The organism is Specibacter sp. RAF43 (assembly GCF_052114065.1).
Taxonomy (GTDB): domain Bacteria; phylum Actinomycetota; class Actinomycetes; order Actinomycetales; family Micrococcaceae; genus Specibacter.
On record NZ_JBFREA010000026.1, the window covers coordinates 118,126 to 143,645 of the forward strand.

25 protein-coding genes and 1 tRNA gene are annotated in these 25,520 nt (G+C 68.6%); 8 read left to right on the plus strand and 18 right to left on the minus strand.

Annotated features, from left to right (window positions below; translation table 11 throughout):
- Window positions 1–2 precede the first annotated feature (2 nt).
- The 10 genes from AB4Y80_RS14185 to AB4Y80_RS14230 all read right to left on the minus strand — a co-directional run bounded on the left by AB4Y80_RS14185 (window position 3) and on the right by AB4Y80_RS14230 (window position 11,028).
- Window positions 3–971, minus strand: coding sequence for an FKBP-type peptidyl-prolyl cis-trans isomerase (locus AB4Y80_RS14185; protein WP_442214991.1), 969 nt, complete (start codon window positions 969–971; stop codon window positions 3–5).
- A gap of 148 nt (window positions 972–1,119) precedes the next feature.
- On the minus strand, window positions 1,120–2,493 hold the full coding sequence (pafA, locus tag AB4Y80_RS14190; RefSeq protein WP_442214992.1) for a Pup--protein ligase: 1,374 nt from the start codon (window positions 2,491–2,493) through the stop codon (window positions 1,120–1,122).
- Between the two features lies 1 nt (window position 2,494).
- Window positions 2,495–3,280, minus strand: coding sequence for a proteasome subunit alpha (prcA, locus tag AB4Y80_RS14195; protein ID WP_442214993.1), 786 nt, complete (start codon window positions 3,278–3,280; stop codon window positions 2,495–2,497).
- A 2-nt stretch (window positions 3,281–3,282) separates the two neighbouring features.
- Window positions 3,283–4,092 (minus strand): proteasome subunit beta, encoded by an 810-nt coding sequence (prcB, locus tag AB4Y80_RS14200; RefSeq protein ID WP_442214994.1) that lies wholly within the window; start codon window positions 4,090–4,092, stop codon window positions 3,283–3,285.
- 6 nt (window positions 4,093–4,098) lie between these two features.
- Complete coding sequence (locus tag AB4Y80_RS14205) at window positions 4,099–4,311, minus strand: ubiquitin-like protein Pup (protein ID WP_442214995.1); 213 nt, start codon at window positions 4,309–4,311, stop codon at window positions 4,099–4,101.
- Between the two features lie 68 nt (window positions 4,312–4,379).
- Window positions 4,380–5,957 (minus strand): depupylase/deamidase Dop, encoded by a 1,578-nt coding sequence (dop, locus tag AB4Y80_RS14210; protein WP_442215022.1) that lies wholly within the window; start codon window positions 5,955–5,957, stop codon window positions 4,380–4,382.
- Window positions 5,958–5,971: 14 nt separating this feature from the next.
- Window positions 5,972–7,657, minus strand: a complete 1,686-nt coding sequence (gene arc, locus AB4Y80_RS14215; RefSeq protein ID WP_442215023.1) for a proteasome ATPase — start codon at window positions 7,655–7,657, stop codon at window positions 5,972–5,974.
- Between the two features lie 261 nt (window positions 7,658–7,918).
- Window positions 7,919–9,016: a tRNA (adenine-N1)-methyltransferase gene (locus tag AB4Y80_RS14220; protein WP_442214996.1), complete on the minus strand. Its 1,098-nt coding sequence runs from the start codon at window positions 9,014–9,016 to the stop codon at window positions 7,919–7,921.
- A gap of 96 nt (window positions 9,017–9,112) precedes the next feature.
- Complete coding sequence (locus tag AB4Y80_RS14225; RefSeq protein ID WP_442214997.1) at window positions 9,113–10,264, minus strand: M50 family metallopeptidase; 1,152 nt, start codon at window positions 10,262–10,264, stop codon at window positions 9,113–9,115.
- Complete coding sequence (locus tag AB4Y80_RS14230; protein WP_442214998.1) at window positions 10,261–11,028, minus strand: HAD family hydrolase; 768 nt, start codon at window positions 11,026–11,028, stop codon at window positions 10,261–10,263. The genes AB4Y80_RS14225 and AB4Y80_RS14230 overlap by 4 nt, the downstream gene beginning before the upstream one ends.
- A 106-nt stretch (window positions 11,029–11,134) precedes the next feature.
- On the opposite strand from AB4Y80_RS14230, the gene AB4Y80_RS14235 reads away from it, so the two are divergent.
- Complete coding sequence (locus tag AB4Y80_RS14235; protein WP_442215024.1) at window positions 11,135–12,016, plus strand: PAC2 family protein; 882 nt, start codon at window positions 11,135–11,137, stop codon at window positions 12,014–12,016.
- Between the two features lie 40 nt (window positions 12,017–12,056).
- On the opposite strand, the gene mshC is transcribed toward AB4Y80_RS14235, so the two are convergent.
- Complete coding sequence (gene mshC, locus AB4Y80_RS14240) at window positions 12,057–13,349, minus strand: cysteine--1-D-myo-inosityl 2-amino-2-deoxy-alpha-D-glucopyranoside ligase (RefSeq protein WP_442214999.1); 1,293 nt, start codon at window positions 13,347–13,349, stop codon at window positions 12,057–12,059.
- 116 nt (window positions 13,350–13,465) lie between these two features.
- On the minus strand, window positions 13,466–14,302 hold the full coding sequence (locus AB4Y80_RS14245) for an undecaprenyl-diphosphate phosphatase (RefSeq protein ID WP_442215000.1): 837 nt from the start codon (window positions 14,300–14,302) through the stop codon (window positions 13,466–13,468).
- Between the two features lie 85 nt (window positions 14,303–14,387).
- On the opposite strand from AB4Y80_RS14245, the gene AB4Y80_RS14250 reads away from it, so the two are divergent.
- A complete protein-coding gene (locus tag AB4Y80_RS14250) occupies window positions 14,388–15,317 on the plus strand; it encodes an aldo/keto reductase (RefSeq protein ID WP_442215001.1) in 930 nt (309 codons plus the stop codon).
- A gap of 5 nt (window positions 15,318–15,322) precedes the next feature.
- Here the strand turns inward: AB4Y80_RS14250 and AB4Y80_RS14255 are convergent, their stop codons facing one another.
- On the minus strand, window positions 15,323–15,595 hold the full coding sequence (locus AB4Y80_RS14255) for a hypothetical protein (protein ID WP_442215002.1): 273 nt from the start codon (window positions 15,593–15,595) through the stop codon (window positions 15,323–15,325).
- Between the two features lie 112 nt (window positions 15,596–15,707).
- Here AB4Y80_RS14255 and AB4Y80_RS14260 point away from each other — a divergent pair, with 112 nt between their 5' ends.
- Window positions 15,708–15,947 carry a DUF5703 family protein gene (locus AB4Y80_RS14260; RefSeq protein WP_442215003.1) on the plus strand — a complete coding sequence of 80 codons (240 nt, stop codon included), beginning with the start codon at window positions 15,708–15,710 and terminating at the stop codon, window positions 15,945–15,947.
- A 34-nt stretch (window positions 15,948–15,981) separates the two neighbouring features.
- Here the strand turns inward: AB4Y80_RS14260 and AB4Y80_RS14265 are convergent, their stop codons facing one another.
- Window positions 15,982–17,136: an acyl-CoA dehydrogenase family protein gene (locus AB4Y80_RS14265; protein ID WP_442215004.1), complete on the minus strand. Its 1,155-nt coding sequence runs from the start codon at window positions 17,134–17,136 to the stop codon at window positions 15,982–15,984.
- Between the two features lie 30 nt (window positions 17,137–17,166).
- Window positions 17,167–18,471, minus strand: coding sequence for a M20/M25/M40 family metallo-hydrolase (locus AB4Y80_RS14270; RefSeq protein WP_442215005.1), 1,305 nt, complete (start codon window positions 18,469–18,471; stop codon window positions 17,167–17,169).
- 192 nt (window positions 18,472–18,663) lie between these two features.
- On the opposite strand from AB4Y80_RS14270, the gene AB4Y80_RS14275 reads away from it, so the two are divergent.
- The 5 genes from AB4Y80_RS14275 (at window position 18,664) to AB4Y80_RS14295 (ending at window position 22,328) form a co-directional block, all read left to right on the plus strand.
- Window positions 18,664–18,746, plus strand: a tRNA-Leu gene (locus tag AB4Y80_RS14275).
- Between the two features lie 112 nt (window positions 18,747–18,858).
- On the plus strand, window positions 18,859–19,584 hold the full coding sequence (locus AB4Y80_RS14280) for a hypothetical protein (RefSeq protein WP_442215006.1): 726 nt from the start codon (window positions 18,859–18,861) through the stop codon (window positions 19,582–19,584).
- Between the two features lie 182 nt (window positions 19,585–19,766).
- Window positions 19,767–20,693: an HNH endonuclease family protein gene (locus AB4Y80_RS14285; RefSeq protein ID WP_442215007.1), complete on the plus strand. Its 927-nt coding sequence runs from the start codon at window positions 19,767–19,769 to the stop codon at window positions 20,691–20,693.
- Between the two features lie 283 nt (window positions 20,694–20,976).
- Window positions 20,977–21,528 (plus strand): sigma-70 family RNA polymerase sigma factor, encoded by a 552-nt coding sequence (locus tag AB4Y80_RS14290; RefSeq protein ID WP_442215008.1) that lies wholly within the window; start codon window positions 20,977–20,979, stop codon window positions 21,526–21,528.
- Entirely contained in the window at window positions 21,525–22,328 is an 804-nt protein-coding gene (locus AB4Y80_RS14295; RefSeq protein ID WP_442215009.1) for a zf-HC2 domain-containing protein, read from the plus strand. The genes AB4Y80_RS14290 and AB4Y80_RS14295 overlap by 4 nt, the downstream gene beginning before the upstream one ends.
- Before the next feature lie 45 nt (window positions 22,329–22,373).
- On the opposite strand, the gene AB4Y80_RS14300 is transcribed toward AB4Y80_RS14295, so the two are convergent.
- From AB4Y80_RS14300 to AB4Y80_RS14310, 3 genes are all read right to left on the minus strand, one after another.
- Window positions 22,374–22,994, minus strand: a complete 621-nt coding sequence (locus AB4Y80_RS14300; RefSeq protein WP_442215010.1) for a COG4315 family predicted lipoprotein — start codon at window positions 22,992–22,994, stop codon at window positions 22,374–22,376.
- A gap of 227 nt (window positions 22,995–23,221) precedes the next feature.
- On the minus strand, window positions 23,222–24,145 hold the full coding sequence (locus AB4Y80_RS14305) for a MaoC family dehydratase (RefSeq protein ID WP_442215011.1): 924 nt from the start codon (window positions 24,143–24,145) through the stop codon (window positions 23,222–23,224).
- Between the two features lie 2 nt (window positions 24,146–24,147).
- Window positions 24,148–25,515: a 3-oxoacyl-ACP reductase gene (locus AB4Y80_RS14310; protein WP_442215012.1), complete on the minus strand. Its 1,368-nt coding sequence runs from the start codon at window positions 25,513–25,515 to the stop codon at window positions 24,148–24,150.
- Window positions 25,516–25,520: the final 5 nt, after the last annotated feature.

The following is a 25,520-nucleotide window of genomic DNA, read 5'->3' on the forward strand; positions in this document are numbered from 1 at the left end:
TATTACTTCTTCGCGTCAATCTTAACCACAAAGACGAGTGTTCCGGCAGGCTTGCCCGCCTGGGCGACGTCGCCGTAGGCCAGGCTGCCGGGGATGGTCAGCAGCACGGTGGAGCCGACCTTCTGCCCGGCCAGGCCCATGGTCCAGCCGGGGATGACGCCCTGGAGGCTGAAGGTGATGGGAGCCCCGCTGTCAAAGCTGGAGTCAAACTTCTTCCCGTCGGCCCAGCGCCAGCCGGTGTAGGAGGCGGAGATGGAATCGGTGGCCGCCACGGGGGCGCCCTTGCCTTCGGTGAGCACCTGGACGGCAAGGTCGGCCGGTGCGGCCTTCTTGGGGATGGTGACGGCCGGGACGCCCTTGGCATCGAAGGTCGCCGCCGGCAGACCGCCGGCCTGCGCAAGCTTCTTCACCTCATCGGCGCTCATGAGCTTGGCCGGGTCCTTGGCGCCCATCACCTGGAAGACGGTGACCTGCGCGGGCTGGGCCGCCTGCGCGGCGGACGCCGCCGTGGCGGCCACGGCCAGGGAGGCCGGGGTGCCGTAGGCGATGTAGCTGCCAACGTTCGCCGTGACAAACGTGCTGTAGACCAGCGGGAACTGCTTGTGCATGGCATCGCTGAGCGTGATGGCTTCCGCGGCCCCGGAGCTGAAGCTTTCGCCCAGTGTCTTGCCGGTCGTGGCATCCAGGGCCACCGCCCGGATGTCCACATTTTGCCCGGCCTTGATGGCCGCGCCCGTGCCGGCCTCCACGATCCGGATGGATTCGGCGCTGACCGCCAGCGGCTTGGTGAAGCTGACGGTCGGAGCCTTGTTCTTGCCGGCGTCGGCCACCTTCACCGAGGCCAGGGCCTCGGCGTTCGCGGCCGGCACGGCAATGGTTGGGGCGGGGCTCTCCTTGGCCGCCGGCGTCCCGGTGGCACACGCGGTGACCAGGAGCAGCAGGGGAAGAAGCAGTGCAAGAATTCGGCGCACGGAAACACTTTCGCTGGCGGGATAAGGTGGACCCCGTCACCTGATCCGGCCTTCGGGGCGTCTCCAGCCTAGCGGGTGATTCTGGAGAAACGCTGGTGGCGTCCTTCGCTGGGGCGCTTAATGCCGCGATGCCCCCGCTCCGCCCGGCTCACGGCTGCACGTGCAGGGAGGCAATGAGCTCGTCCACGCGCTCGTCCTGGTTCAGGAACGGATCCTTGCACAGGATGGTCTGGTGGGAACGGTCGTTGAGCTTGAGGTGCACCCAGTCCACCGTGTAGTCCCGGCCGGCGTCGCGGGCGGCCCGGACAAAGTTGCCGCGCAGCCGGGCGCGGGTGGTGGCCGGGGCGGTCTCGACCGCCTCGGCGACGGCCTCGGCCGTGGTGACCCGGGCGGCCTCCCCCCTGCGCTCGAGCAAATTGAACAGGCCCCGCCCGGGTGAGATGTCGTGGTAGCGCAGGTCGATCTGCGCCACGGCGGCCGAACCCATGTCCACGTCGTGGCGGGCGGAATACGCATCGATGAGCTTGCGTTTGATGGCCCAGTCGATTTCGGTGTCGATGCCGGCGTAGTTTTGCGTTTCGATCGCGTCCAGGGTGCGCTCCCAGAGGTCGAGCACGCGCGGCACGAACGCGTTGTGGGCGCCGTGCGCGGCCACAAACCGCGTGACCTTCTCCAGGTAGTGCCGTTGGATGTCGATGGCGTTCATGGTGCGCCCGTCGGCCATCTTGACCGCGTGCTTGCCCGTGAGGTCGTGGGAGATTTCCCGAATGCTGCGGATCGGGTTTTCCATGCGCATGTCCGCCATGATGGTGCCGGCCTCGATCATGCGCAGGATCAGGTCCACGGTGCCTACCTTGAGCATGGTGGTGGTCTCGGACATGGTGGAGTCGCCCACGATGACGTGCAGGCGGCGGTAGAGCTCGGCGTCGGCGTGGGGCTCGTCCCGGGTATTGATGATGGGCCGGGACCGGGTGGTGGCGGAGGAGACGCCCTCCCAGATGTGGTCGGCGCGCTGGGAGAAGGCAAAGTGGCCGCCCTGCTGGGCGGGCAGGACCTTCCCGGCGCCGGCAAGCAGCTGGCGGGTGACCAGGAAGGGGATCAGGACGTCCGCCAGCCGGTTGAACTCCCCGCGCCGGGTGATCAGGTAGTTCTCGTGGCTGCCGTAGGAGTTGCCGGCGGAGTCGACGTTGTTCTTGAACAGGAAGACCTTCCCCGCATACCCCTCCAAGGCCAGCCGGGATTGTGCCTCCTCCACGAGGTCGTTGAGAATCAGCTCCCCGGCCCGGTCATGGGCGATCAACTGGCCGATCCCGTCGCATTCGGCGGTGGCGTACTCCGGATGTGAGCCGACGTCCAGGTATAGCCGGGAACCGTTGGTGAGGAACACGTTCGAGGACCGCCCCCAGCTGACCACCTTGCGGAAGAGGTACCGTGCCACCTCCTCGGGTGAGAGCGGCCGGGCCCCGGGGGCCGAGTAGGCGATGCCGAACTCCGTTTCTATGCCGAAGATGCGCCGATCCATGCTAGGGCCCTTCCGTTGTCGCCAAGAGGTCCGCCACCGTCGGGGCGGCCAACCGTCGAAAAGCCCGGTGGGTGCCGCGGATTTCCCTGACGTTGCGTTCGAGGACGGCCACCTCCAACTTCTCCGCCCCGATGAGGCCGGCGCCGGCCATGCCCCCGTGCCCGGCGCCGTTGGGGCCGGACGCGGCGGCGGCGGCGGCCTGCGCGGCAGCCTCGGCGCGCGGCGCCTGCAACGCGGCCGCGGCCCACTCCAGGGTCTGCGGCAGCTCCGCCCCGGGCCGCCACAGTTCGGCGAGCTTTTGCTGGACCGTCTCGGCCTGGCCGCCCATGCCCAGGAAGCCGTGCTCGTCGGCGATGGAGCCGTCAAAGGTGAGCCGGAAAATATGGTCCGTGTCCTGGGTCTCGCCAACCTCGGCGACGGCCAGCTCGACCTCGAACGGCTTCTGTTCGGCGGTGAACACGGTGCCCAGGCTTTGGGCGTAGACGCTGGCCAGCCCGCGGGCCGTTACGTCCACCCGGTCATAGGAGTAGCCGCGGACGTCGGCGTACCGGACTCCGGCCTGGCGGAGGCTTTCAAACTCGTTGTACTTGCCCACGGCCGCGAATCCAATGCGGTCGTAGATTTCCCCGATCTTGTGCAGGGTGGGCGAGGGGTTCTCCGCCACGAGGGCGATCCCATCCCGGTAGCTGATCACCACCACCGACTTGCCGCGGGCGATCCCCTTGCGGGCAAAATCGGCGCGGTCCTTCATCATCTGTTCGGGGGAAACGTAAAATTGCTGCGCCATTCTCAGGCCTCCCGTCCCTCAAGCGTGCGCCGGTCCACGATGGCCTGGACCACCGCAGCCAGCGCCGGGGCGCCAATCCGCCGGGCGCCGTCGTCGTTCACAACGTACACGACCGGCCAGAGCTTGCGCACCAGGTCCGGCCCACCCGTCGCCGAATCGTCGTCTGAGGCGTCCACGAGGGCCTCGACGGCGACGGCGACGGCGTCGTCCTCGCCCATCTCCGGGCGCCACAGCTTCTTCAACGCGCCGCGGGCAAAGACGGCGCCCGAGCCCACGCTGTGGTGCTCCAGTTCCTCGTAGCGGCCGCCGGTGACGTCGTAGGAGTACAGCCGGCCGCGGGACTGGCCCGCCTCGACGCCGGCAAAGAGGGGCACCACGGACAGGCCCTGCAGCGCCATGGGCAGGTTGGCCCGGATCATGGCCGCCAACCGGTTGGCCTTGCCCTCCAGGCTCAGCAGCGTGCCCTCGATCTTCTCGTAGTGTTCGAGCTCCACCTGAAACAGCCGCACGATGTCCACGGCGATCCCGGCCGTGCCGGCGATCCCCAGGACGGAATAGCGGTCGGCGGGGAAGACCTTCTCAATGTGCCGGTTGGCGATCATGGAGCCCATGGTGGCGCGCCGGTCCCCCGCCATGAGCACGCCGCCGGCATAGGTCAGGGCCACGATCGTAGTCCCGTGCGGGGTGGGCGGCAGGTCCCCGGCGGGCAGGCTGCGGCCAAAGGGCAGCAGTTCGGGGTTGGTGCGCGTCACATAGTCCAGGAACGACGCTGATGCGGGGACAAGGTGGCGGCCCCCTTCATGGGCATCCATACCTGTTTACTGGCCGCCCTTCTGGACGAACCCGCGGACAAATTCCTCCGCGTTGGACTCCAGGACGCCGTCGATCTCGTCCAGGAGATCATCCACCCCGGACGTCGCCGCCTGGGCCTGGGAGGAATCCGTTGCGGGCGCGGGGGTGGGAAGCGGTGCCTCGTCGACGTGTTCTTCCTCGGTGCGGGAGGAGACGTTCTTTTGTTCCTGCGAAGCCATGATGCGTCCTTAGGGTCGAAGGGGTACTGCCCTTCCATCCTGCCACGGACCCGCGCCGGTGCGCTGCATTACTTACCGGTTTGTAACAGGCGGCCCAGGAACGTGACGGCGTCGGGGCTGGTGGCAAAAAGTTCCTCGGTCAGCGCCGCCGTGCCGCGCAGCGGTTCCTTGGTGGGCACGCGCTGGAGCCGGCGCACGGTGGGCAGCTCAAAGATGACCGAGTCCCAGCTGGCGCCGACCACGTTGGCACCGTACCGCTGGATGCACTGCCCCCGGAAGTACGCCCGCGTGTCGCGGGGCGGCTCCAGCGCGGCGGCGGCGATCGCGTCGTCACTGAGCAGCCGCTCCATGCGTCCGCGCTCCAGCAACCGGTGGTAGAGGCCCTTCTCGGGGCGGATGTCCGCCCACTGCAGGTCGATCAGCCCCAGCCGGGCATCGTCCCAGGCCATGGCGTCCCGCCGCCGGTATTGCTGGAGCAGGCCGAGCTTGGCCACCCACTCCACCTGGGCGGCCACACTGTTGACGTCGGCGCCGAGCCCGGTCAGGACCGCCTCCCAGCGGGCCAGCACGGCGGCGGTGTGCCCGTCGCCGGAGTCCGGGTGGGCGGATCCGTTGGCGGCTGCGTGATCCCGGGCCGCCTCAAAGTACATCCATTGCACATCCAGCGCGCTGACCCGGCGCCCGTCCGCCAGCAGGTACTTTTGTTCCAGCGCCCAGTCATGGCTGACCTCGTGCAGGGACTGGACGGGGTCGGCAAATACCGGCGCGGGGGCGGTTCCGTGTTCGATCATGTCCAGCACCAGGGCGGTGGTGCCGAACTTGAGGTAGTTGGAGACCTGGCTGAGGTTGGCGTCGCCGATGATCACGTGCAGGCGCCGGTACTTGTCCGCGACGGCGTGGGGTTCGTCCCGGGTGTTGATGATGGGCCGGCGCACGGTGGTCTCCAGCCCCACCTCCGTCTCAAAGAAGTCGGCCCGCTGGCTGATTTGGAAGCCGTGGCCGGAGCCGTCCTGGCCCAGTCCCACCCGGCCGGCCCCGCAGATGAGCTGGCGGGTGACAAAGAACGGGGTGAGGTGGCGGATGATGTCGTTGAACGGCACCTGGCGCGGCACCAGGTAGTTTTCGTGGCTGCCGTAGGAGACGGACTTGTTGTCGGTGTTGTTCTTGTACAAGTTGACGGCCGGCACCCCCGGCGTCGCGGCGAGCCGGCGGACGGCGGCCAGGGCCACCACGTCCCCGGCCGCGTCCCAGCGCACCGCGTCCAGCGGGTTGGTCACCTCCGGGGAGGAATATTCCGGGTGGGCATGGTCCACGTACAGCCGGGCCCCGTTGCCGAGCACCATGTTCATCATCGGCGGTCCCGACGCCTCCCTGACCTCCCCTCCCTCCAGGGCGATCTGGGCGGCGGTGAGCTCGGGCGGGACGTCCGTCAACTGGGAGGGGTGGGCGTTGCCGCGCGGGACGACCCAGCCGCGGGCGTCGGCCAGCGGGTCCTCGTCCGTGTAGTCCCAGCGGGTCTCCCCGCCCGCCGCGGCCCGATGCCCGGTTTCGAGCGAGTAGGCGTGCACCACCTGGGTGGAGAGCCAGGTGGCGTTGAACGTGGTGGCGCCGGGGGCGTGGATGCCGTATTCGGTTTCCGCCCCCATGACCCGGATGACGCTCACAAATACTGTCCGGTGTTCGTGACGGTTTCCAGGCTCTTGCCCGGCACCTGCCCCTCCTTGCTTTGGACGATCGTGCGAATATAGGTGATCCGCTCGCCCTTCTTGCCGGAGATGCGGGCCCAATCATCCGGGTTGGTGGTGTTGGGCATGTCCTCGTGTTCGCGGAACTCATCGACGACGGCGCGGAGCAGGTGTTCGATCCGGATGCCCTTCTCGCCGCTGGTCAGCAGGTCCTTGATGGCGTATTTCTTGGCCCGGTCCACCACGTTYTGGATGACTGCACCGGAATTGAAGTCCTTGAAGTAGAGCATCTCGGTGTCGCCGTTGGCGTAGGTGACCTCGAGGTATTCATTGGACTTGTCGGTGGCGTACATGGCCTCCACGGTGCGTTGGATCATGGCGTCGACGGTTTCCTGCAGGCTGCCGTTGTTTGCCTCCACGTCGAATTTGTGGAAGGGCAGCTCCGTGGTGATGTACTTGGCAAAAATATCGGCGGCGGCCTCGGCGTCGGGGCGGTGGATCTTGACCTTCACATCGAGCCGGCCGGGGCGCAGGATGGCCGGATCAATCATGTCCTCCCGGTTGGAGGCGCCGATGACGATCACGTTGTCGAGCCGCTCGACGCCGTCGATCTCGCTGAGCAGCTGCGGGACGATGGTGGTTTCGACGTCGGAGGAGACACCCGTGCCGCGGGTGCGGAACAGCGAGTCCATCTCGTCGAAGAAGACGACGACGGCGCTCCCGTCGGACGCCTTTTCCCGGGCGCGGCTGAAGATGAGCCGGATTTGCCGTTCCGTCTCGCCCACGTACTTATCGAGCAGTTCCGGACCCTTGATGTTCAAGAAGTAGCTCTTTTGGTCCTTGACGCCGGAGCGTTCGGCGGCGCGCTTGGCCAGCGAATTGGCCACGGCCTTGGCGATCAACGTCTTGCCGCAGCCCGGAGGGCCGTACAGCAGGATGCCCTTGGGGGCCTTGAGCCCGTGTTCCCGGTACAGGTCCGGGTGCAGGAACGGCAGTTCGACGGCGTCGCGAATTTGCTCAATCTGGGAGCCCAGCCCGCCGATGTCGGAGTAGGAGATGTCCGGGACTTCCTCCAGGATCAGGTTTTCCACCTCGGAGCGGGGGATCTTCTCCAGCGCGTACCCGGTCTTGCCGTCCACCGTCAGGGCGTCACCGACGCGCAAGCGCCCGGCCTGGAGGGCACCGGAGAGGCGCACCACGCGTTCCTCGTCGGCGCGCCCGATCACCAGCACCCGATCCGTGCCGAGCAGTTCCTTCACGGTGACCAGTTCGCCGACGCGTTCGAAGCCGAGCCCGGCGATGACGGCGAAGGACTCGTTGAGCAGCACCTCCTGGCCAACGCGCAGTTCCCGCAGCTTCAAGAGGGGGCTGAGCCCGACGCGCATCTTGCGCCCGGAGGCGTAAATGTCGACGCTTTCCTCGGTCACCGCGACGCCGGGCGCGGCCGAGGACGCCGACCGACGTTCGTTAAGTGCCAGGATGGTGCCGAAACCGTAGGGTGGCTGGCCTTCATTTTCCAGCGCCGTGCGCAGCTTTTGGATCTCCGATTTGGCCGTCTCCAACATGGTCACGAGCCGGGAGTTGTTTTGCGTGGCGGCCGAGAGTTGGCGGTCGAGGTTGCGGGCCTTGTCCCGGAGCACGTTCAGCTGCCGTTCGAGCACCGCCTGCTGCGTGGGGGCCGAACCATAGGCGGTGCCGGCCGCCGCCGGGCTGTAGGCGGGCCCGGTCGAGGGCTCACGTAGTGCGTCTTGGCCCGTTGCATCCTGGCCCGCGCCGCCGTCACCGGGAATCGGGGCCGCACTGTTCGTCGAATCACTCATGATGCTCCGTCCTTCCGCCGTGCAAGCCGGGGCCGTCGAACTGCCCCATCCTGCCATCCTGCCCTGTCAGTCACGAACCAACGGCTGGTTCTAGTATCGACCTTAGTCGTCGGCGGGAGTGCCTTCGGAAGCCGGTGTTGTATTTTTACTTTTGGTGCGCCGGGTCTGCACGGTCGAGGCCGCGTCCCGGGCGGCCCGGCGCAGCTTGCGGTCCGAGACGGCGCGCTCCCCCACGGCCTCCGGGGTCCAGGCGTTGAGGTCGGCCTCGGTGAATTCGGCCTTGGCCTTCTTCTTCAGGTTCAGGCCCGTCACGCCGTCGGCCAGCCGGCGGGTGACCATCAGGAAGCCGGTGTGGGCCACCATGCGGTGGTCCGGGCGCACGGCCAGCCCCTCCAGGTGCCAGCCGCGGACCATCGATTCCCAGGCGTCCGGCTCGGTGAACCGCCCGTCGGCGCGGATGGCCTCGGCCGTGCGGGAGAGCTGCGTGACGGTGGCCACGTAGTTGATCCACACCCCGCCGGGAGCCAGCACGGTGGCCACGGCGTCCAGGCATTCCCAGGGCGCCAGCATGTCCAGGACCACGCGGTCGATGCTGCCGGGCGCTTCCTGGGCCACCACCTGGTCCTGGAAGTCGCCGAGCGAGATCTTCCAGGCCGGGTGCGGGCCGTCGAAGATGGTCTCGACATTGCCGCGGGCGATGTCCGCGAACTCCTCGCGGCGTTCAAAGGAATGCAGGTAGCCGGAGTCGCCGACCGCGCGCAGCAGGGAAATGGACAGGGCGCCGGAGCCCACCCCGGCCTCCACGACGCGGGCGCCGGGGTAGATGTCGCCCATGGTGATGATCTGTCCGGCGTCCTTGGGATAGACGACGGCGGCGCCGCGTGGCATCGAGAGCACAAAGTCCGAGAGCAGCGGGCGCAGGGCCTGGTACTGCTGCCCCACGTTGTTCTCCACCATCGATCCCTCGGCGCGGCCGATCAACGCATCATGGTTCAGGAACCCCTTGTGCGTGTGGTACGCCGTGCCGGGGGTCAGGGTGATGGTGTTCATCCGGCCGCGCTCGTCCGTGAGCTGGACCCGCTCCCCCGCCCGGAAAGGCCCGCGGCGCGAGGCCGCCCCATGCGCCTGGCGTGCACCATGCGCCTGGCCGGTGCCGGCAGGTTTTGCTGTCCCGCTCACGGCGGGGTCAATCTGGCTCATGCGTGGTCCTTTGCGTGCGTGAAAATGAAGTCGGGATCAGTGAGGTTCAGTCGGGTCGTGGCGGCGGGGCCCGGGAGGACTTCCCGCGGAAGGGCGCTACTTGCCCGTCAGCGCCGCAACCACCTTGGCCTGGCTCAGCAGGCCGGTCACCCGGCCCTGCGGGTCGATGACGGCGTATTCGGTGTCCTTGAGCTGGGAGAGGTACTGCACCAGGTCCGCACCCGAGGCGTCGGCGGGGACGTAGGCCCCCGGCGAGAGGTTCCGTCCGACGGCGGTGGCGGGGGTGGTCGCGGCCACCTGGGGCGGCACGTTGGCCAGCGCGTGCTCGTCCACGACGGCGACGGGACGCCCGTCCACGGCACACAACACGATCGGCACCCCCGGGTGCCGGCCGCGCAGCGTCCACAGTTGGGCGACATTGCACTCGACCGAGGCGCCGACGGCCGGCCGGGCCAGCTCCCCGGCGGTGATCCGGGGCAGGCGCAGGCGCATGCCGGCGCCCTTGATGGCCTGCGTGGCCCCCATCCACAGGAACCCGGCCAGCAGCACCATGATGAAGGTGGTGGTCAGGTCCGGCCGGCCCCCGCCCAGGAGGGGGACCGCCAGGACGCCCAGGACGATCAGCACCACGATGATCCGCCCGGCCCAGCCGGCCGCGATCGTGCCCTTCTCCAGGCTGCCGGTGGACTTCCACACGATCGACTCCACCAGCCGGCCGCCATCCAGCGGCAGCCCGGGCAGTACGTTGAACGCGCCGATGAGGAGGTTGGCCCAGATGAAGATGTTCACCAGCAGGTGGGTGACCGCCAGGCCCAGCGAGGTGGGCTGGGGCACGGCCAGCAGGAGGGCGTAGCCCAGCCCGGCCAGGACCAGGTTGGCCAGCGGGCCGGCAAACGCCACCACCAGGGCACGCCCCGGCGTGGCCTTGGTGAAGTCAAACTCCGTGTGGCCGCCCCACAGGTTCAACACGATCTTGTGCGTGGGCCAGCCATAAATCTTGGCGGCCACCGCGTGGGCGAGTTCGTGGATGAACACGGAAAACAGCAGCAGCAGGGCATAGGCGAAGGCCACCAGGTAGGCCCTGGCGCCAAGGTCCGGCAGCGACTTTTGCAATTGCGGGCCAAAGATCACCACGGTGATGGCCGCGATGAGGAACCAGGAGTTGGCCAGGATGATGGGGGTGCCGCGCACCGAGCCCAGGACCAGCCCCTCCCGCCGGGGCCGGGTCGCCGTTCCGCCTCCGCTCACAGCCCGGCCCCCGCGCCGCCCGCTCCGGTCCCGGCGAGGGCGGCATCGGTGCCCCGCGCGGCGAAAACGCGGGCGACGTCGTCGTACCCGGCCCCCGCCAGGGTCGCCCAGGTGACCCGGGAGGGGTCCTCCGGCAGCGGCACGATGTGCGGGACGGCAATGGTGGTGACGTTGGCGGCCCGGGCCGAGGCGACCCCGGGAACCGAGTCCTCGAACGCCACGCAGTCGGCAACGGTCAGTGACGGGTCCGCGGCGCGCAACAGCTCGACGGCCCGCAGGTACGGCTCCGGGTGCGGCTTGCCGTTTTCCACCTGATCGCCGGTGACCATAAACTCAAAATAGGGCGCGGGCAGGGCGTTGATGACCTCATGCGCCAGCGGTCCCTCACTCATGGTGACGAGGGCACAGCGCACGCCCCGGCCGTGCAGTTCCTCCAGGAGTTCCCTGGCCCCGGGCCGCCAGGGGATTTCCCGGCGTATGCCCTCGGCCACGCGGGCGGAGAGAAACTCGACGATGTCACGGACGGACATTTCCACGCCGGCGCGCTGCAGCACGGCCGCCGATTCCTCCAGCGGGAAACCGACCAGGGCGTGGGATTCGGCGGTGCCCCAGCTGCCGCCGTGGGCCCGGACCAGCTCCATTTCGGCGGCGATCCAATAGGGTTCGGTGTCCACCAGGGTGCCGTCCATGTCCCACAGGGCCGCCTTGAGGGTGGCGGAATACTGGTCGAGGGGGTGCACTGCGGGTGAGGTCGGTAAACGCATGGCACCAGTCTACGGGGGATGTCGGACGGAAACTTTTTGTGCGGCGGGGCCGGTGATTCGGGCTGGCGTAAATCGCGGGGGGACGTAGGCTGGTGGCGTGACGAGTATCAATGACGGGGAACCAGTAAGGGCCCGCCACCTGTTGGAACCGGTGGCCGGTGAGGAGCGCGTCACGGTGCTGTTGGCGGCCTTTGAGGGCTGGAACGATGCCGGCGAGGCGGCCAGCGACGCCCTGAAATATTTGCACAAGCTCTGGGGTGCCAAGCGGATCGCCACCATCGAACCCGACGACTACTATGACTTCCAGTTCACCCGGCCCGAGGTGCGTCGGACCGCCTCCGGGGCGCGGCGGATCAAGTGGCCCGTGACGAAGATCGCCAAGGCCACGATCCCGGGGACCGCCGTGGACGTCATCTTCGTCCACGGCGTCGAGCCGTCCTACCGGTGGCGCGCCTACACGGCCGAACTGCTGGCCAAGGCCGCCGAGCTCAACGTCAACTATGTGGTGCTGGTCGGTGCCCTGCTGGCGGATGTGCCGCACTCGCGCCCTATCCCCGTCACGGCCACGTGCGACGACGGCGACCTCCGGGAACGCCTGAACCTGGAGGCCTCCGAGTATGAGGGCCCCATCGGCATTGTGGGGGTGCTCAACGAGCTGGCCCTGCTGGCCGGGCTGCCCACCATCTCCCTGTGGGCCGCGGTCCCGCACTACGTGGCGCAGGCGCCCTCCCCGAAGGCCGAGCTGGCGCTGCTGAACAAGGTGGAGGACTTCCTCCAGTCCCCGTTCCCGACGACGGAGCTGGCCGAGGACGCCCAGGCGTGGGAGCGCGGCGTGAATGACCTGGCCGCCGACGACCCCGAGATCGCCGCCTATGTGCGCCAGCTGGAGGAGGCCAAGGATACGGTGGACCTGCCCGAGGCCTCGGGCGAGTCCATTGCCAAGGAATTTGAACGCTACCTGCGCCGCCGCGGCAAGGACCTCCCCTAGCGTCCCTCCCGGTATCCGTCGCAGGGATGCCGGGGTCGGGCTAGAGCTCCACGCCGAGGAGGGCCTCGACGGCGTCGGAGACGAGGGCAACGTCGCGTTCGCTGGCCGCGGGAACGACCGGCTCCGCCAGGCAGGCCGCAGCCCAGGCGTCGAGGGCGGCCAGCGAACCCGGCGCGTCCAGGTCGGCGGCCAGGGCGCCGCGGACCTGCGCCAGCAGCGGCATGGCGGACCCCGCCCTGGCGTGGTCCAGGGCCGCCCGCCACGTGCACAACCGCTCCTGGGCGGCGAAGAGCAGCGCGTCGGACCAATTCCAGTCGGAGCGGTAGTGGTTGGCCAGGATCGCCAGGCGGATGGCCGCCGGCTCCACCCCGTCGGCACGGAGCTTGGAGACCAGCACCAGGTTGCCGCGGGACTTGCTCATCTTTTCCCCGTCCAGCCCCACCATTCCGGTGTGGGCGTAGTGCCGGGCCATCTGCACGTGGCTGAGCGCGTAGGCATGGCCGGCGCCCATTTCATGGTGCGGGAACACCAGGTCCGAGCCGCCGCCTTGCACCGTGAAGGGCTCGGGCAGAAAGCGCTGGGCGATCACGGTGCACTCGATGTGCCAGCCGGGTCGCCCGTCGCCGAGCGAGGCGCCGTCCCAGTGTGGTTCCCCGTCCCGGGCCACCCGCCACAGCAGCGCGTCCAGGGGGTGCTTCTTGCCGGGGCGCTCCGGGTCGCCGCCGCGCTCCGCGAAGACGGGAAGCATCTGCTCCCGGGACAGGCCGGAGACCTGGCCCAGCCACCACGGGCCGTCAAGGCCGCTTCCGTGGCTCTCCGCAGAGGCCGCCTCGACGGAGAAGTACACGTCGCCGTCGGGCTCGCCGGCCGTGCCCGGGACCCGGTACGCCACACCGGCGGCAATGAGTTCCTCAATGTGCGGAACGATCCACCCGACCGATTCCACGGCGCCAATGTAGTGGTCCGGGGCCAGCACGTTCAAGGCCTCCATGTCCTCCTGGAACAGGGCCGTCTGCTCCGCGGCCAGCTCACGCCAGTCAACGCCGTCGCGGGCGGCCCGCTCGAGCAGGGGGTCGTCGACGTCGGTGACGTTTTGGACGTAGCTGACGGTCTGGCCGGCGTCGCGCCAGAGCCGGTTGAGCAGGTCGAAGGCGACATAGGTCGCGGCGTGGCCCATATGGGTTGCGTCGTAGGGGGTGATGCCGCAGACGTAGAGGCTGGCGTGATCGTCGTCCGGCAGCGCCGTCACCCGATTCGCCGTGGTTTCGTGGAGCAGGAGCGCCGGCATGGTGCCGGGGAGCTCAGGAACGGGGCGGGACTTCCAAGTTTTCACGTACCTAAGCCTAGCGTCCGACGGGCCCCGAAGGAGTGAAGCGAGTTTTGGGGAGGACGCTGGGCGCTAGCGTCCGAGGGGCCCCGAAGGTGCCCGAGGGCGCGGGGCGGCCGTGCCTAGGCGGTGATGACGCCGAAGCCGAGCAGGATGTACAGCAGCAGGCCCAGGGCGATCCGGTACCAGACGAACGGGCGGAAACTCTTGGTGGAGATGAATTTCAGGAACCAGCCGATGATGAAATATCCCACGACGAAGGCGATCACGGTGGCCAGCGCGGTTTGGCCGATGGAGAACGGACCCTGTGCGCCCTCGTGCTTAGCAAAGATCTTGTACAGCTCGAACAGCCCGCTGGCGAACACGGCCGGAATGGCCAGCAGGAAGGAGTACCGGGCCGCGGCCTCCCGCGTGTACCCCATCAGGAGTCCCGCCGTGATGGTGCCGCCCGAGCGGGACACGCCGGGGATGAGGGCCAGTGCCTGGGCGAAGCCGAAGATGATGCCGTGCTTGACGCTCAACTGCCGCAACTCGCGTGTCTGGGCGGCGGTGGCGTCCGCGACGGCCAGGATCAGGCCGAACACAATCAGCGTGGTGGCCACCAGCCACAAGTTGCGCAGGCTCGATTCAATCTGGTGCTGGAAGAGCACGCCCAGAACCGCGATGGGCACGCTGCCGATGATGACCAGCCACCCCATGCGCGCATCGGGGTCACTGCGGGGAACACGCCCGCGCAGCGAGCCGAACCAGGCCGTGACGATGCGCACGATGTCACGCCAGAAGAATGCGACGACGGCCGTCTCCGTGCCCAGCTGGCTCACGGCCGTGAACGCGGCGCCCGGGTCCGCGCCCGAGGGCAGGAACTTCCCGACGACAAAGAGGTGCGCGCTGGAGGAAATTGGCAGGAATTCCGTCAGCCCCTGAATCAGGCCGAGGAAGGCCGCTGCAAACCAGTTCACGGGTTTTAGCCTAGAGCATCGGCACCCGCCGGCCGGTGCGCCGTGCCGCGCCGGGCACGGCGGATTTCACCGTAAGCTAGCTGGTATGGAACAACGATTCGTGGGCACCAGCGGGCTGCGCGTTTCCGCACTCGCATTGGGCACCATGACCTGGGGAATGGAAACCGACGACGACACCGCGCGCGAGCTGCTGCGCGGGTTCATGGATGCCGGCGGGACCACGATCGATACGGCCGGGAGCTTCGCCGAGGGGCGGGCCGAAGGTTTGTTGGGTGAGCTCGTCGGGGATGTGGTGGCCCGCCCTGACGTGGTGCTCATCTCCAAGGCCGGGGTTACCCACCGCAACGGCAAGCGCATGGTGGACACGTCCCGCCGGGCCATGCTGGCCGGCCTGGATGCGTCGCTGGCCAGGCTCGGCACGGACCACCTGGACTTGTGGCTGGCCAATATTTGGGACGACAACGTCCCGCTGGAGGAAACGCTCAGCGCCCTGGATCTGGCCGTCACGACCGGCCGGGTCCGCTACGCCGGCGTCTCCAACTATGCCGGATGGCAGCTGGCCCGGGCCGCGACCCTCTCCGAGACCGCGCTGGTGGCCAACCAAGTCGAATACTCGCTGCTGGCCCGGGGCGCCGAACGGGAAGTGGTCCCGGCCGCCGAACATGTGGGTGCCGGCGTCTTGTGCTGGGCCCCGCTGGGCCGGGGCGTGTTGACCGGGAAGTATCGCGGGCAGATACCGGCGGACTCCCGCGGCGCCAGTGAAACCATGAGCGCGTATGTTGACCCGTATCTGGGGGGACGCCCCAGCCGGATCACCGAGGCGTTGGTGACCGCGGCCAAGGGATTGGGCCGGCAGCCGCTTGACGTGGCCCTGAGCTGGTTGCTCGACCAGCAGAATGTGGTGGGGGCCGTGGTGGGTCCACGGACCGTGGACCAGCTCATGGACATTCTTGACTCGACCCTGGAGCCGTTGCCCGCGCAGATCGCGGCCGTCCTCGAAGAGGTATCAAGCTAGCGGATTCAGTCGTCGATCGGGTCCAGGTCGTCCTCGACGTCCTCCTCGGAGTCGTCGTAGTCCTCTTCGGAGTCGTCCTCGCCGTAGATCACCAACGGTGTGACCTCGTCGAAGGCGTCGAAGAGCGCCTCCTCATACACCTCAAAGGCGTCGATGATGCCCAGGAAGGTTGCCTCGACGATGGGGTCTTCTTCTCCGCGACGTGCGGAAGCAGCCACCAGGTGTTCCTCCAGGGCTGACGTCAAGGCACTAAGTGCTGCACGCGGATCGATGCTCATGCGAATGACGCTACCAGTGTGTCAGTCAACATGAAAGACCTTTTCCCGGGCCCGTGCGGGTAGCTTTAATGGGGAGAGCAGGATAGGCACACGACGGATGGAATGGCGGGTCATGAAGGAAACCTTGCAGCCGGCTGCCACCGGAATGGGGATGCCGACCAGGCAGTACGAGTACCTCATCGTGTCCGTGCGCCCGGATGAGTCGGCACCCATTGCCTACCAGCGTTTGCGCGAGCACGCGGAGTATGGCAAGTGGGAATTGGAGCGCAGCCGCCTGTATGTGGGCGGCGGGCGCAAGTTTTGGCTGCGCCGGCGCGTCTTCCGGGTGGAGCGCACGCTGAACGTGTACTAGGCGCCCGGCCGGCGGCGGGACCCTGCGGGAGTCCTTACGGTTCGATCGGCCCCAGCCAGGCGTTGGCGATGGTCGCATGGGCGGATTCGTCGTCGGAGGGGTGGAACAGCCCGGCCAGGACATCCCGGTATAGCCGGCCCAGTTCGCTGCCGGCAAAGTAGCTGCCTCCGCCGCTGGCCCGGATGACCAGGTCGACCACGGTGCGGGCGGTCTCGGTGGCGCGGATCTTTAGCCCCACCATCTTGGGAAACCACAGGGCCCCGTGGTCGGTCAGCTCATCGATGTCCCGGGCCACGGCGTCGAGCTGCGGGTAGAGCCCGTCCATGGCCAGGGCGGCGTCGGCGATGCGCCAGCGGATGTCCGGGTCCTGGGCGTAGGACCGGCCGCCGTTTTTCAGGGAGGTCCGGCGGCGCACTGATTCCACGCCGATCTGCAGCGCCCGCTCCCCCAGCCCGGTGTAGACGGCGGCCAGCAGGGTTTCAAAGCAGGCAAAGATGCAAAAGATCAGGGGATCGGCGTTGGGGCCCACCGGGAGGCTGCGGAACACCCGGTCCGCCGGCGCCACGGCGCCGTCCAGGACGGTGGTGTTGGATTGGCTGGCCCGCATGCCCAGGGTGTTCCAGTCGTCCTTGATGGTGTAGCCCGGCGTGTCGCGGGTGATGAATGCGTGCACCAGCCGCGGCTCCTCCCCCGTGGTGTCCTTGCCGAACACGCCCAGCCGGGTCCAGGCCGGCGACAGCGAGGTGAAGATCTTTGTGCCCGTGAAGGAATAGCCGCCGTCGCCGAGCGGCCGGGCCACGGTGTTGGAGTCGAAGAGGACGGAGTCGTTGCCGGCCTCCGAATTGCCAAACGCGAAGACCTCCCCGGCCACCGCCTCGGTCAGGACGTAGCGCAGGGAGTCGTCGCCGCGCTCGTGCAGCAGATGGGCGACGCCGGTCCAGACCAGGTGCATGTTGATCGCCAGGGCGGTGGCCGGTGCGGCGGTCGCCAGCCGGCGTTGCGCGGCGGCGACCTCCCGCAGGCCCAAGCCGAGGCCGCCGTCGTCCGTGGCGGCGAACAAGCCCAGGTAGCCCCGCTCCGTCAGCTCCGCCAGGTCCTCATGGAAGAACTCGTTCCGCTGGTCATATCCGGCGGCGCGCGCACGGAACCGTTCCAGCAGGCCGTCGGGGAGCAGTTCAGCGGGGTCCATCGGTTCTCGATCCTTGGTTCGCGTGGTGGTTCAGTAGGTGGAAAGCAGCCGGTCCAGCACGCGGGCGCCGAACTTTAGCGATGCGACGGGGACGCGCTCGTCCACGCCGTGGAACATTCCGGTGAAGTCGAGCTCGGGCGGCAGTTGCAGCGGGGCGAACCCGTAGCCGGTGATGCCCAGGCGGGAGAGCGACTTGTTGTCCGTGCCGCCGGAGAGGGTATAGGGCAGGACGGCGGCGCCCGGGTCCTCGGCATGGAGGGAATCGATCATGGCGTCCACCAGGTTGCCGGTGAACGGGGTTTCCAGGGCGACGTCGTCGTGGAGGGTGGTGACATCCACGCCGTCCCCGGCAAGTTCGCGCACCAGCTCCAGCACCTCCTCATGCCGGCCGGGCAGGGTGCGGACGTCGATGGTGGCCTCGGCGGTGCCGGGAATCACGTTGGCCTTGTAGCCGGCCGCCAGCATGCTGGGGTTGGCGGTGTTTTGCAGCGTGGCCCCCACGAAGCGGGACACGGTGCCCAGCTGGCGCAGCAGCGTCTCCGGGTTGCCCTCGTCGAATTCGACGCCGGTGAGCTCGGAGACGCCCGTGAGGAACTGGCGGGTGGTGGCCGTGTATTCGATGGGCCACTGGTGGTCGCCAATGCGGGTGACGGCCCGGGCCAGCCGGGTCACGGCGTTGTCGGTGCTGATTTGGGAGCCGTGGCCGGCGCGCCCGTGGGCCGTTAGCCGCAGCCAGGCCAGGCCCTTCTCGGCCGTCTGCAGCAGGTAGGCCCGCTTGCCGCCGATCTCCGCGGAGAACCCGCCGACCTCGGAGATGGCCTCCACGGCGCCGTCGAACAGTTCCGGCCTGTTGTCCACCGCCCAGCGGGCCCCGTAGGCGCCGCCGGCCTCCTCGTCGGCAAAGAACGCGAAGATGATGTCCCGCCGGGGCTTGCGGCCGTCCCGGGCCAGGGAGCGCAGGACGGAGAGGATCATGGCGTCCATGTCCTTCATGTCCACGGCGCCGCGGCCCCAGATCAGGCCATCCTTTTCCTCGGCGCCGAACGGGTCAACGCTCCAGTCGTGCTTGAGTGCGGGGACGACGTCGAGGTGGCCGTGCACCACCAACGCCCCCAGGGAGGGGTCGGTGCCTTCGAGCCGGGTCACCACGCTGGCCCGGCCGGGGGCGGACTCGAAAAGCTCGGGGACCAGGCCCACCTCGGCCATGAGGGCGGCGGTGTATTCCGCGGCCGCCCGCTCCCCCGGTCCCTCATTGGTGCCGAAGTTGCTGGTGTCGAAACGAATCAGCTCCTGGCAGATGCGCGTGACTTCATCTTCGGGCCGGACAGTGCTCACGTGAGGGGCTCCTTTGAGGCTTGGCGTCTCTTGCCAGCCTACATCGGGGACGTTTCCGCGACGGCGCAGCGCACCGTCCGGCCGGCCAGTCGGCGCGATTGTTGCCCAGCCAAAACTCGTGCTATCGTATTTCTCGCTGCTTCGAGAGCTTGCGGTTCGGCCGAAAGGTTGAACAGGGCTCTCGTTTCACCTGCGCGGGTGGCGGAATGGCAGACGCGCTAGCTTGAGGTGCTAGTCCTGGAAACGGGGTGGGGGTTCAAGTCCCCCTCCGCGCACAGAACAACCCTTGGAATCCAACGATTCCAGGGGTTTTTTCTTGCCCCCGCACATTCTGTGGCCTTTTTCGCGGTTACGCCCTGCGGCCTGGACCATCTAAATTGGGGAAGTATGAGAAACGACTACCATCTCGCCGATGGCTCGCCCCGGTACGGTTCACGCATCCCCGGCAACGGCGCCGAGGAGCCGGCGAACCGGGTCACGCCCGGAACCCAGACCGATGAAGTACCCGAGACCGGCGCACGCCTGGGTTTGGATGACATGGCGGCCGCCATTGACCGCCGGCTCGCAAGTTCCTGGGCCGACGCTCCGGATCCGCTGGTGGAGGGGCTCCGGAATGATTACCCGGAAGAGCTGGCCGCAGCGCGGGCGCTTGTCAAACATCACCTGGGCTCCCAGCGCCAGTGGCGGCAGAAGGCACAGGCGGTCCGGGACAAGCGGCTGGCCGGCACGATAGCCCGGCGCCGGGCCTCCGGCAGCGCCCGGCGGACCATGGCCCTGCGCCTGCTGCTGATGATCGCCCTGGTCGCCCTGCCCGTCTACGTCGTGGCGACCGATCGGGAGGACCTGCTGAAACTGGTCTTGACCGGCGTCGCCTGCATTGTGGCGGCCCTGGTCGGTGGGCACGTCATTACCGTCCAGGCACGGGTGCCTGTCATGCCGAACATTCGCGGCGCCTGGCAGGCGGAGCTGCGGGAAGATGTCATCAACGCCACGCTGGTGGCCATCCTGCAAAACAAGGGCGTGCAGCTGTCCCCCGCCGCTTCCGCTGCCGGCCTGCGCGGTTGGCGGAGCATACAGGCAGCATCCCTGGCGGTGACGGCCCAACGCCCCTGAGGGGCGAACTCGAATCGGCCACCGGAGTTGGCCCTGGCCATCACAATGCGAACACGTGACCGGTAACGGCCGAATATGCCCATGACGGTCGGCGCGCTGCCCGCATTTGTGGCGGCATTGCTGAGTTAGGCTGGACTTTAAATCACGGATACATATAAGTCTTGTCGTAACCCATAGGAATCATGAAGATTTTAAGCGCCCACAATCTGGCCGCCACAGCCCTTGCCGCTGCCTTGCTGCTCACCGGTTGCTCCTCACTCCCTTCCGCCGAGAGCGCCGCGGCGGCACTTCCCCACTTGGCCTCCAATGGCGGGGCCGCCGTCACCATGCTCAACACCTTGCCCGTCAAGGGCAAGGCGGCCAAGACCGGATATACCCGCGCCCAATTCGGGCAGGCGTGGAAAGATGTGGACCGCAACGGCTGCGATACCCGAAATGACGTTTTGAAACGCGACTTCACTGGGACGAGATTCTCGGATGCAAAGAAATGCGCCGTCACGTCCGGAATGTTGAAAGACCCGTACACCGCCAAGTCCATCCGGTGGGTGAAGGGCGGGAACACCGTGGACATTGACCATGTCGTCGCCCTCGGCCAGGCCTGGGTTGCCGGTGCCCAGCACCTGTCCCTGACCCAACGCACCGCCTTGGCCAACGACCCCCTGAATTTGCTCGCCGTCGACGCGCATGCCAACCGGGCCAAGGGCGACAGGGAAGCCTCCGCCTGGTTGCCGGCGAACAAGGCGTTCCGGTGCGTTTACGTCGCCACGCAAATCGCCGTCAAGAAGAAGTATGCGTTGTCGGTGACGTCACCGGAGAAGGCCATGATGCTCCAGATGCTCAAGCCATGCCCCAAACAGGGGGTCCCGAAGGTCATTCCGATCAAGCCCGCCGGCACGTCGGCCGTCCATGCCGCCCCCAAGCCGGCACCGAAACCTCCCGTTGCCGTCAAGCCTGTCATTAAGCCCGCCGTCAAGCCCGCCCCGCTGGCAAAGGTCTCCCCCGGCGCCTTCTGCTCGACGAACGGCGCCAAGGGCATCGGCAAGTCCAACGGCAAGACCTACACCTGCAAGAAGAGCTCCACGGACACTCGACTGCGCTGGCGGGTCTGAGGAGGGCGAAACCGGTAGTTCCCGCCGAAACCGGGCGTTGTTCACCGCTTTTGGTACCCAGACCCCGGTCTCGCAGCGAACGTCAGCCTTCGCGGCGGCACCGTGACGAGGACCGCGGGGGCGAGGAGAATATGCAGTGGAAGGCCCTTGGGTTCCTAGTTCATCAGGTGCGCGCTCGCCGTGGGTGATACGGGAGGCCGGGCCGGGGCGCCGGTGAACCACGGCGGTCTCCGCTCCGTCTCCCTGTCAGGAGGTATCCGTGGAGTTGTCTTCGCAGCAAGGAATGGCCGCGCAGCCAAAGGGGCGGCACCCGGATGCGGCGCCCGCCAAGGTAACGCGCGGGGATGCCCTGCGGGGCTTGCACGCCGATTTTGCCGCCCCGCTGCTGCGCTACGTGACCCGGCTGACCAGCGACCATTCGCTGGCCGAGGACGTCACGCAGGAGACGCTGGTCCGGGCGTGGCGGCACCCGGAGGTCCTCCAGAGGCCCGAGCCGGCCCTGCGCGCCTGGCTGTTCACCGTGGCCCGGAACCTGGTGATCGACGATTGGCGCAGTGCCCGCCACCGGATGGAGATCGGCACCGACAGACTCCCCGAATCGCCCGGCCCCGACCAAATTGACCGCGTCCTGGACGCCTGGCTGGTGGAGGACGCCCTGCTCACGCTCACCGCCGACCACCGCGACGTCATCCGGCTCGCCTACTTCCAGGGCCAGGACACGCGCACCATTGCCGCGACCCTGGGCATCCCCGACGGCACGGTCAAGTCCCGCCTCCACTACGGCCTGCGCGCCCTGCGACTCGCCCTTCAGGAGAGGGGGGTGAGTCGGCGATGACCACGCCACGGACCAATTCCGATCCTTACGAGCTCTGGGACTCCGATCCTTACGAGCTCTGGGACGCCGCCTATGTGCTCGGCGCCCTGCCGGCATCGGAGCGGCGCGACTACGAACAGCATGTGGACGGATGCGCCCGGTGCCGCCGCCGCCTGGCCGGAGTCTCCGGCCTGCCGGGACTGCTGGGCTTAGCCGAACCCGCTTCGATCCGGGCCGGTTCTCCAGGCTCGTCGGCGGCGCCCGCGCAGGAGCTGCCGGTGAACGTCGCCCCCTATGCCGCCTTTGCCCGGAAGGTGCGACGCCGGAGGGCGGGCATCGCCGCCGCGGCGGCTGCCGCCGTGCTTGCGCTGGTGACGGGCACCGCAGCGGTGACGGCCGGCCTGCTGCCCGACACCACTTATCCGGCGACCCAATCCACACCCGGCCCCGGAACCGCGGCCGTCCGGCTGGCGTTCACCACCACCGGGCAGCAGGTGCTGGCGGCCTCGGGGCAGGCGCAGGCGGAGCCCTGGGGGACGCGCATTGCGTGGACCTGCACCTACCGGGCGTCCGCGACGGAAACGGGAGCCCCGGCCTCCAGCGGCACGAGCCACGTCGCGGAGGAACCCCATGCCTACGAACTCGTGGTGGTCACCAAGACGGGAGAACGGATCAGCGTGGCGAGCTGGAGGGCGGCGCCGGGCAGCACAGTGACCCCCGTGGCAACCACCACCATCCCGGTCTCCGCCATGCAGGAAATGATCATCCAGTCGGCCTCCCCTGCCGGCACCGGGACGCCGCTGCTCCGCGCACGGCTCTAGGACCACCAGGGGCGCCGCCCGCCCGCATTCCAGTGGCCCCGAATTCTAGTAGCCGCTCCCCCCGCCGCCACCGGCGACCGAGGTCATCTTGGTGCCGTCGGCGGCCACCACCCACCAGATCCCGCCAAAACCCTGGCCCATCACGTCCCCGGGCTTGGCATCGGGGGCGTAGGTGTACAGCGGCAGGCCGTTGAGGGTGACCTGCCGGGCGCCGTCCGGCCGGATGATGGTTCCCACCGTCCCGGTGACCCCCGCTACCCGGGGCGTCGCCTCCGTGGTGGTGACGGCCGGCCACAAGGCAATGCAGCTGCCAAAGCACGTGCTGCTTCCGGCATTGGCCTGGTCGTGGTCAAAGACGTAGACGGTCAGGCCCCGTCCGTTGACGACGACGGTGCCCAGAGACGCCGATGCGGTCTTTAGTACCGGCGCGGCAGCCGGGGGCGCGGCCTGGCGGGAAGCCGGTTGGGTGGCCGGTTCGCTTGATGGGGCCGAGGCGGTTGATGGGGGCGCCGTGGATTGGGCCGACGCCGTTGATGGGGTCGGCGTCGCAACCGTGGTCGCGGTAGTATGTCCGTTGCCGGCCGGGGCCGCGGGCGAGGAACAACCACCCGCCGCAGCCACGGCCAGCAGGGCCAGGGCCAGGACCGGCCATTTCCGTGCTTTCATGTTCATGCTCCCGTTCCGGCCGTCCCGCGGCCGATCCCTCGGATCCTCGCGCACCCGACGCCCGGGCCCGTGATACCCCAACAACGGTGCGGCCCCACCGGCGGTTCACCCGTGCCGTGGCGTGGACGGCAAAAAGGCCGGTCCGGGCAGGTGCGGCCAGCCCGGGGCCCGCCGACCGGGAGCATCTGTCCTCGCTCGCCGCGTTAGGGCTGCGCCAGATCGCCGCGTTAGGGCTGCACGGGGCGAGGGAACTTGCCGGGGGTGACGCTGCCGCTGAAGTACTTTCTGCCGCTGCGCGCATTCCAGGCGACGAACTCGGAACCGAGCCAGCCGCCGTCGTCCGCCAGCGAGTCGCCAATGTGCAAGGACACGATGGCCGGCAGGAAAACCGGCGAGGCGAAGGAGATGTCCCAGCTGAAGACGTCCGGTTTAGGCGTTCCGACATCGGAGAGGACCCGGGATGCGGCGTACATGCCGTGCGCGATGGACCGCCGCAGGCCGAGTGCCTTGGCGCTCAGGACGCTCAGGTGGATGGGGTTGAAGTCGCCCGAGACCGCGGCGTAAGCCCGGCCGGTATCGACGCCGAGCCGCCATTGGGCCGTGGGGGTGGGCGGTGAAAACGGCGCCCGTTCCCCCGCGGCGGTGGGCTTGTCCAGGCCCGGCAGGTAGATGCCCCTGGCCAGGTAGGTCGAGACGCCGCGCCACAGGACCGTGACGGCGTCGGCGGTGAGCACCTCCGCCACGATTTGCACCTGGGTGCCGCTGCGGTGGCCGGCGAGGTCCCGGGCCCAGGCCCTGATGGTCAGCACGTCATCGAACTGGATGGGCGCCAAGTGTTCCACATGGTTGTCCAGGTGGACCATGCCCAGCAGCGGCAGCGGGAAGTCCTCGCCCACCATGACGCTCATGGCCACCGGGAAGGCCAGCGAGTGCACGTAGCCGGACGGCAGCACGTCCCGGGCCGGCTTGCCCATCAGGTGCGCGAAGGCGGTCAGTTTCGCGGGGTTGGCCGTGACGCCGCGCACCTCCACGGCGCGGGCCGGCAGGGCCACCACCGGTTTTGTCCGGGCCAGCCGCTGCCGGGCCGAGGCGGCCGCCGCATTGAGATACAGCTTGGAGAGGGAAGGCATCTCGGTGAGTCGTTCGTCCATGGTCACTGCCCCACCAGGTTTTGTCCGCATACGCGCAGGACGTTGCCGGTGACGCCCGCGGCCGCACCCGAGGCGAAGAACGCGATGACTTCGGCGACGTCGCCCGGCGTGCCGCCCTGCTGGAGGCTGTTGAGCCGCCTGGCCACCTCGCGTGTGGCGAACGGGATTTTGGCCGTCATCTCCGTCTCGATGAACCCGGGCGCCACGGCGTTGACGGTGCCGCCCGCCGCGGCCAGCAGCGGCGCCGTCGCCCGGACCATCCCGATGACGCCCGCCTTGGACGCCGCGTAGTTGGTCTGGCCGCGATTGCCGGCGATGCCGCTGGTGGAGGAGACGCTGATGATGCGCGGGCTGTCCGCGAAATGGCTGCTGGCCAGGAAGGCCTGGTTCATGCGCAGCTGGGCGGCGATGTTCACGACGATCACCGAGTCCCAGCGGGCCGCGTCCATGTTGGCCAACAATTTGTCCCGGGTGATGCCGGCGTTGTGCACCACAATGTCCAGGCGGCCATGGCGGGAGGCGGCATGGTCCAGGATGCGCGCCCCGGCCTCGGTGGCGGTGATGTCCAGCTGGAGGGCGGTGCCGCGGATTTCATTGGCGACGTCGGCCAACCGGTCGCCGGCGGCCGGCACGTCCACCACCACGACCTTGGCACCGTCGCGGGCCAGCGTCCGTGCGATCGCGGCGCCGATGCCCCGGGCGGCACCGGTGACGACGGCGACCCGCCCGTCCAGCGGCCGCGCCCAGTCCTGCTCGGCGCGGGTGCCGGCGTCGCCCGCCGCCAGGAACTGGCCGTCCACAAAGGCGGAGCGGCCCGACAGGAAGAACCGCAGCGACGCCATGGCGCTCGGCGCATCCGCCGGCAGATCACCGGCCAGCAGCACGCCGTTGGCCGTGGCGCCTGAGCGCAGTTCCTTGGCCAGTGAACGGACGATGCCGTCCACGGCGTGGCGGGCGGCCGCCACTTCCGGGACGTCCCCGGCCTGGGCGGGCCGAGATATGGTGACGATCCGGGCGTTGCGGGCCAGCTCACGCAGTGAGCTTCCGATCTCCCGCACGGGGGCGGACAGCTGATCCGGGTGGGCCAGCTCGTCCAGGACCGCCACGATGGCCCCCAGCTTCTCCTTGGGGCTCGCATGCCGGCGCACGTCCTGGCCCCAGCCCAGCAGCACCGTTGCGACGGCGTCGGCCCCAACCCCCGGCCCCACCACCAGGATGGGGCCCTCGACCAGCGGCGCCTGGGGGTCGTAGCGGCGCAGGATGGCCGGCTGCGGCAGGCCCAGTCGCCTGGCCAGCTCGCGGCCCAGGCCGCTGCCGACGAATTCGGTGTACTTGTCTATTTTTTCTTTTTCGGAAACCGGCGGTGTCATGCGGC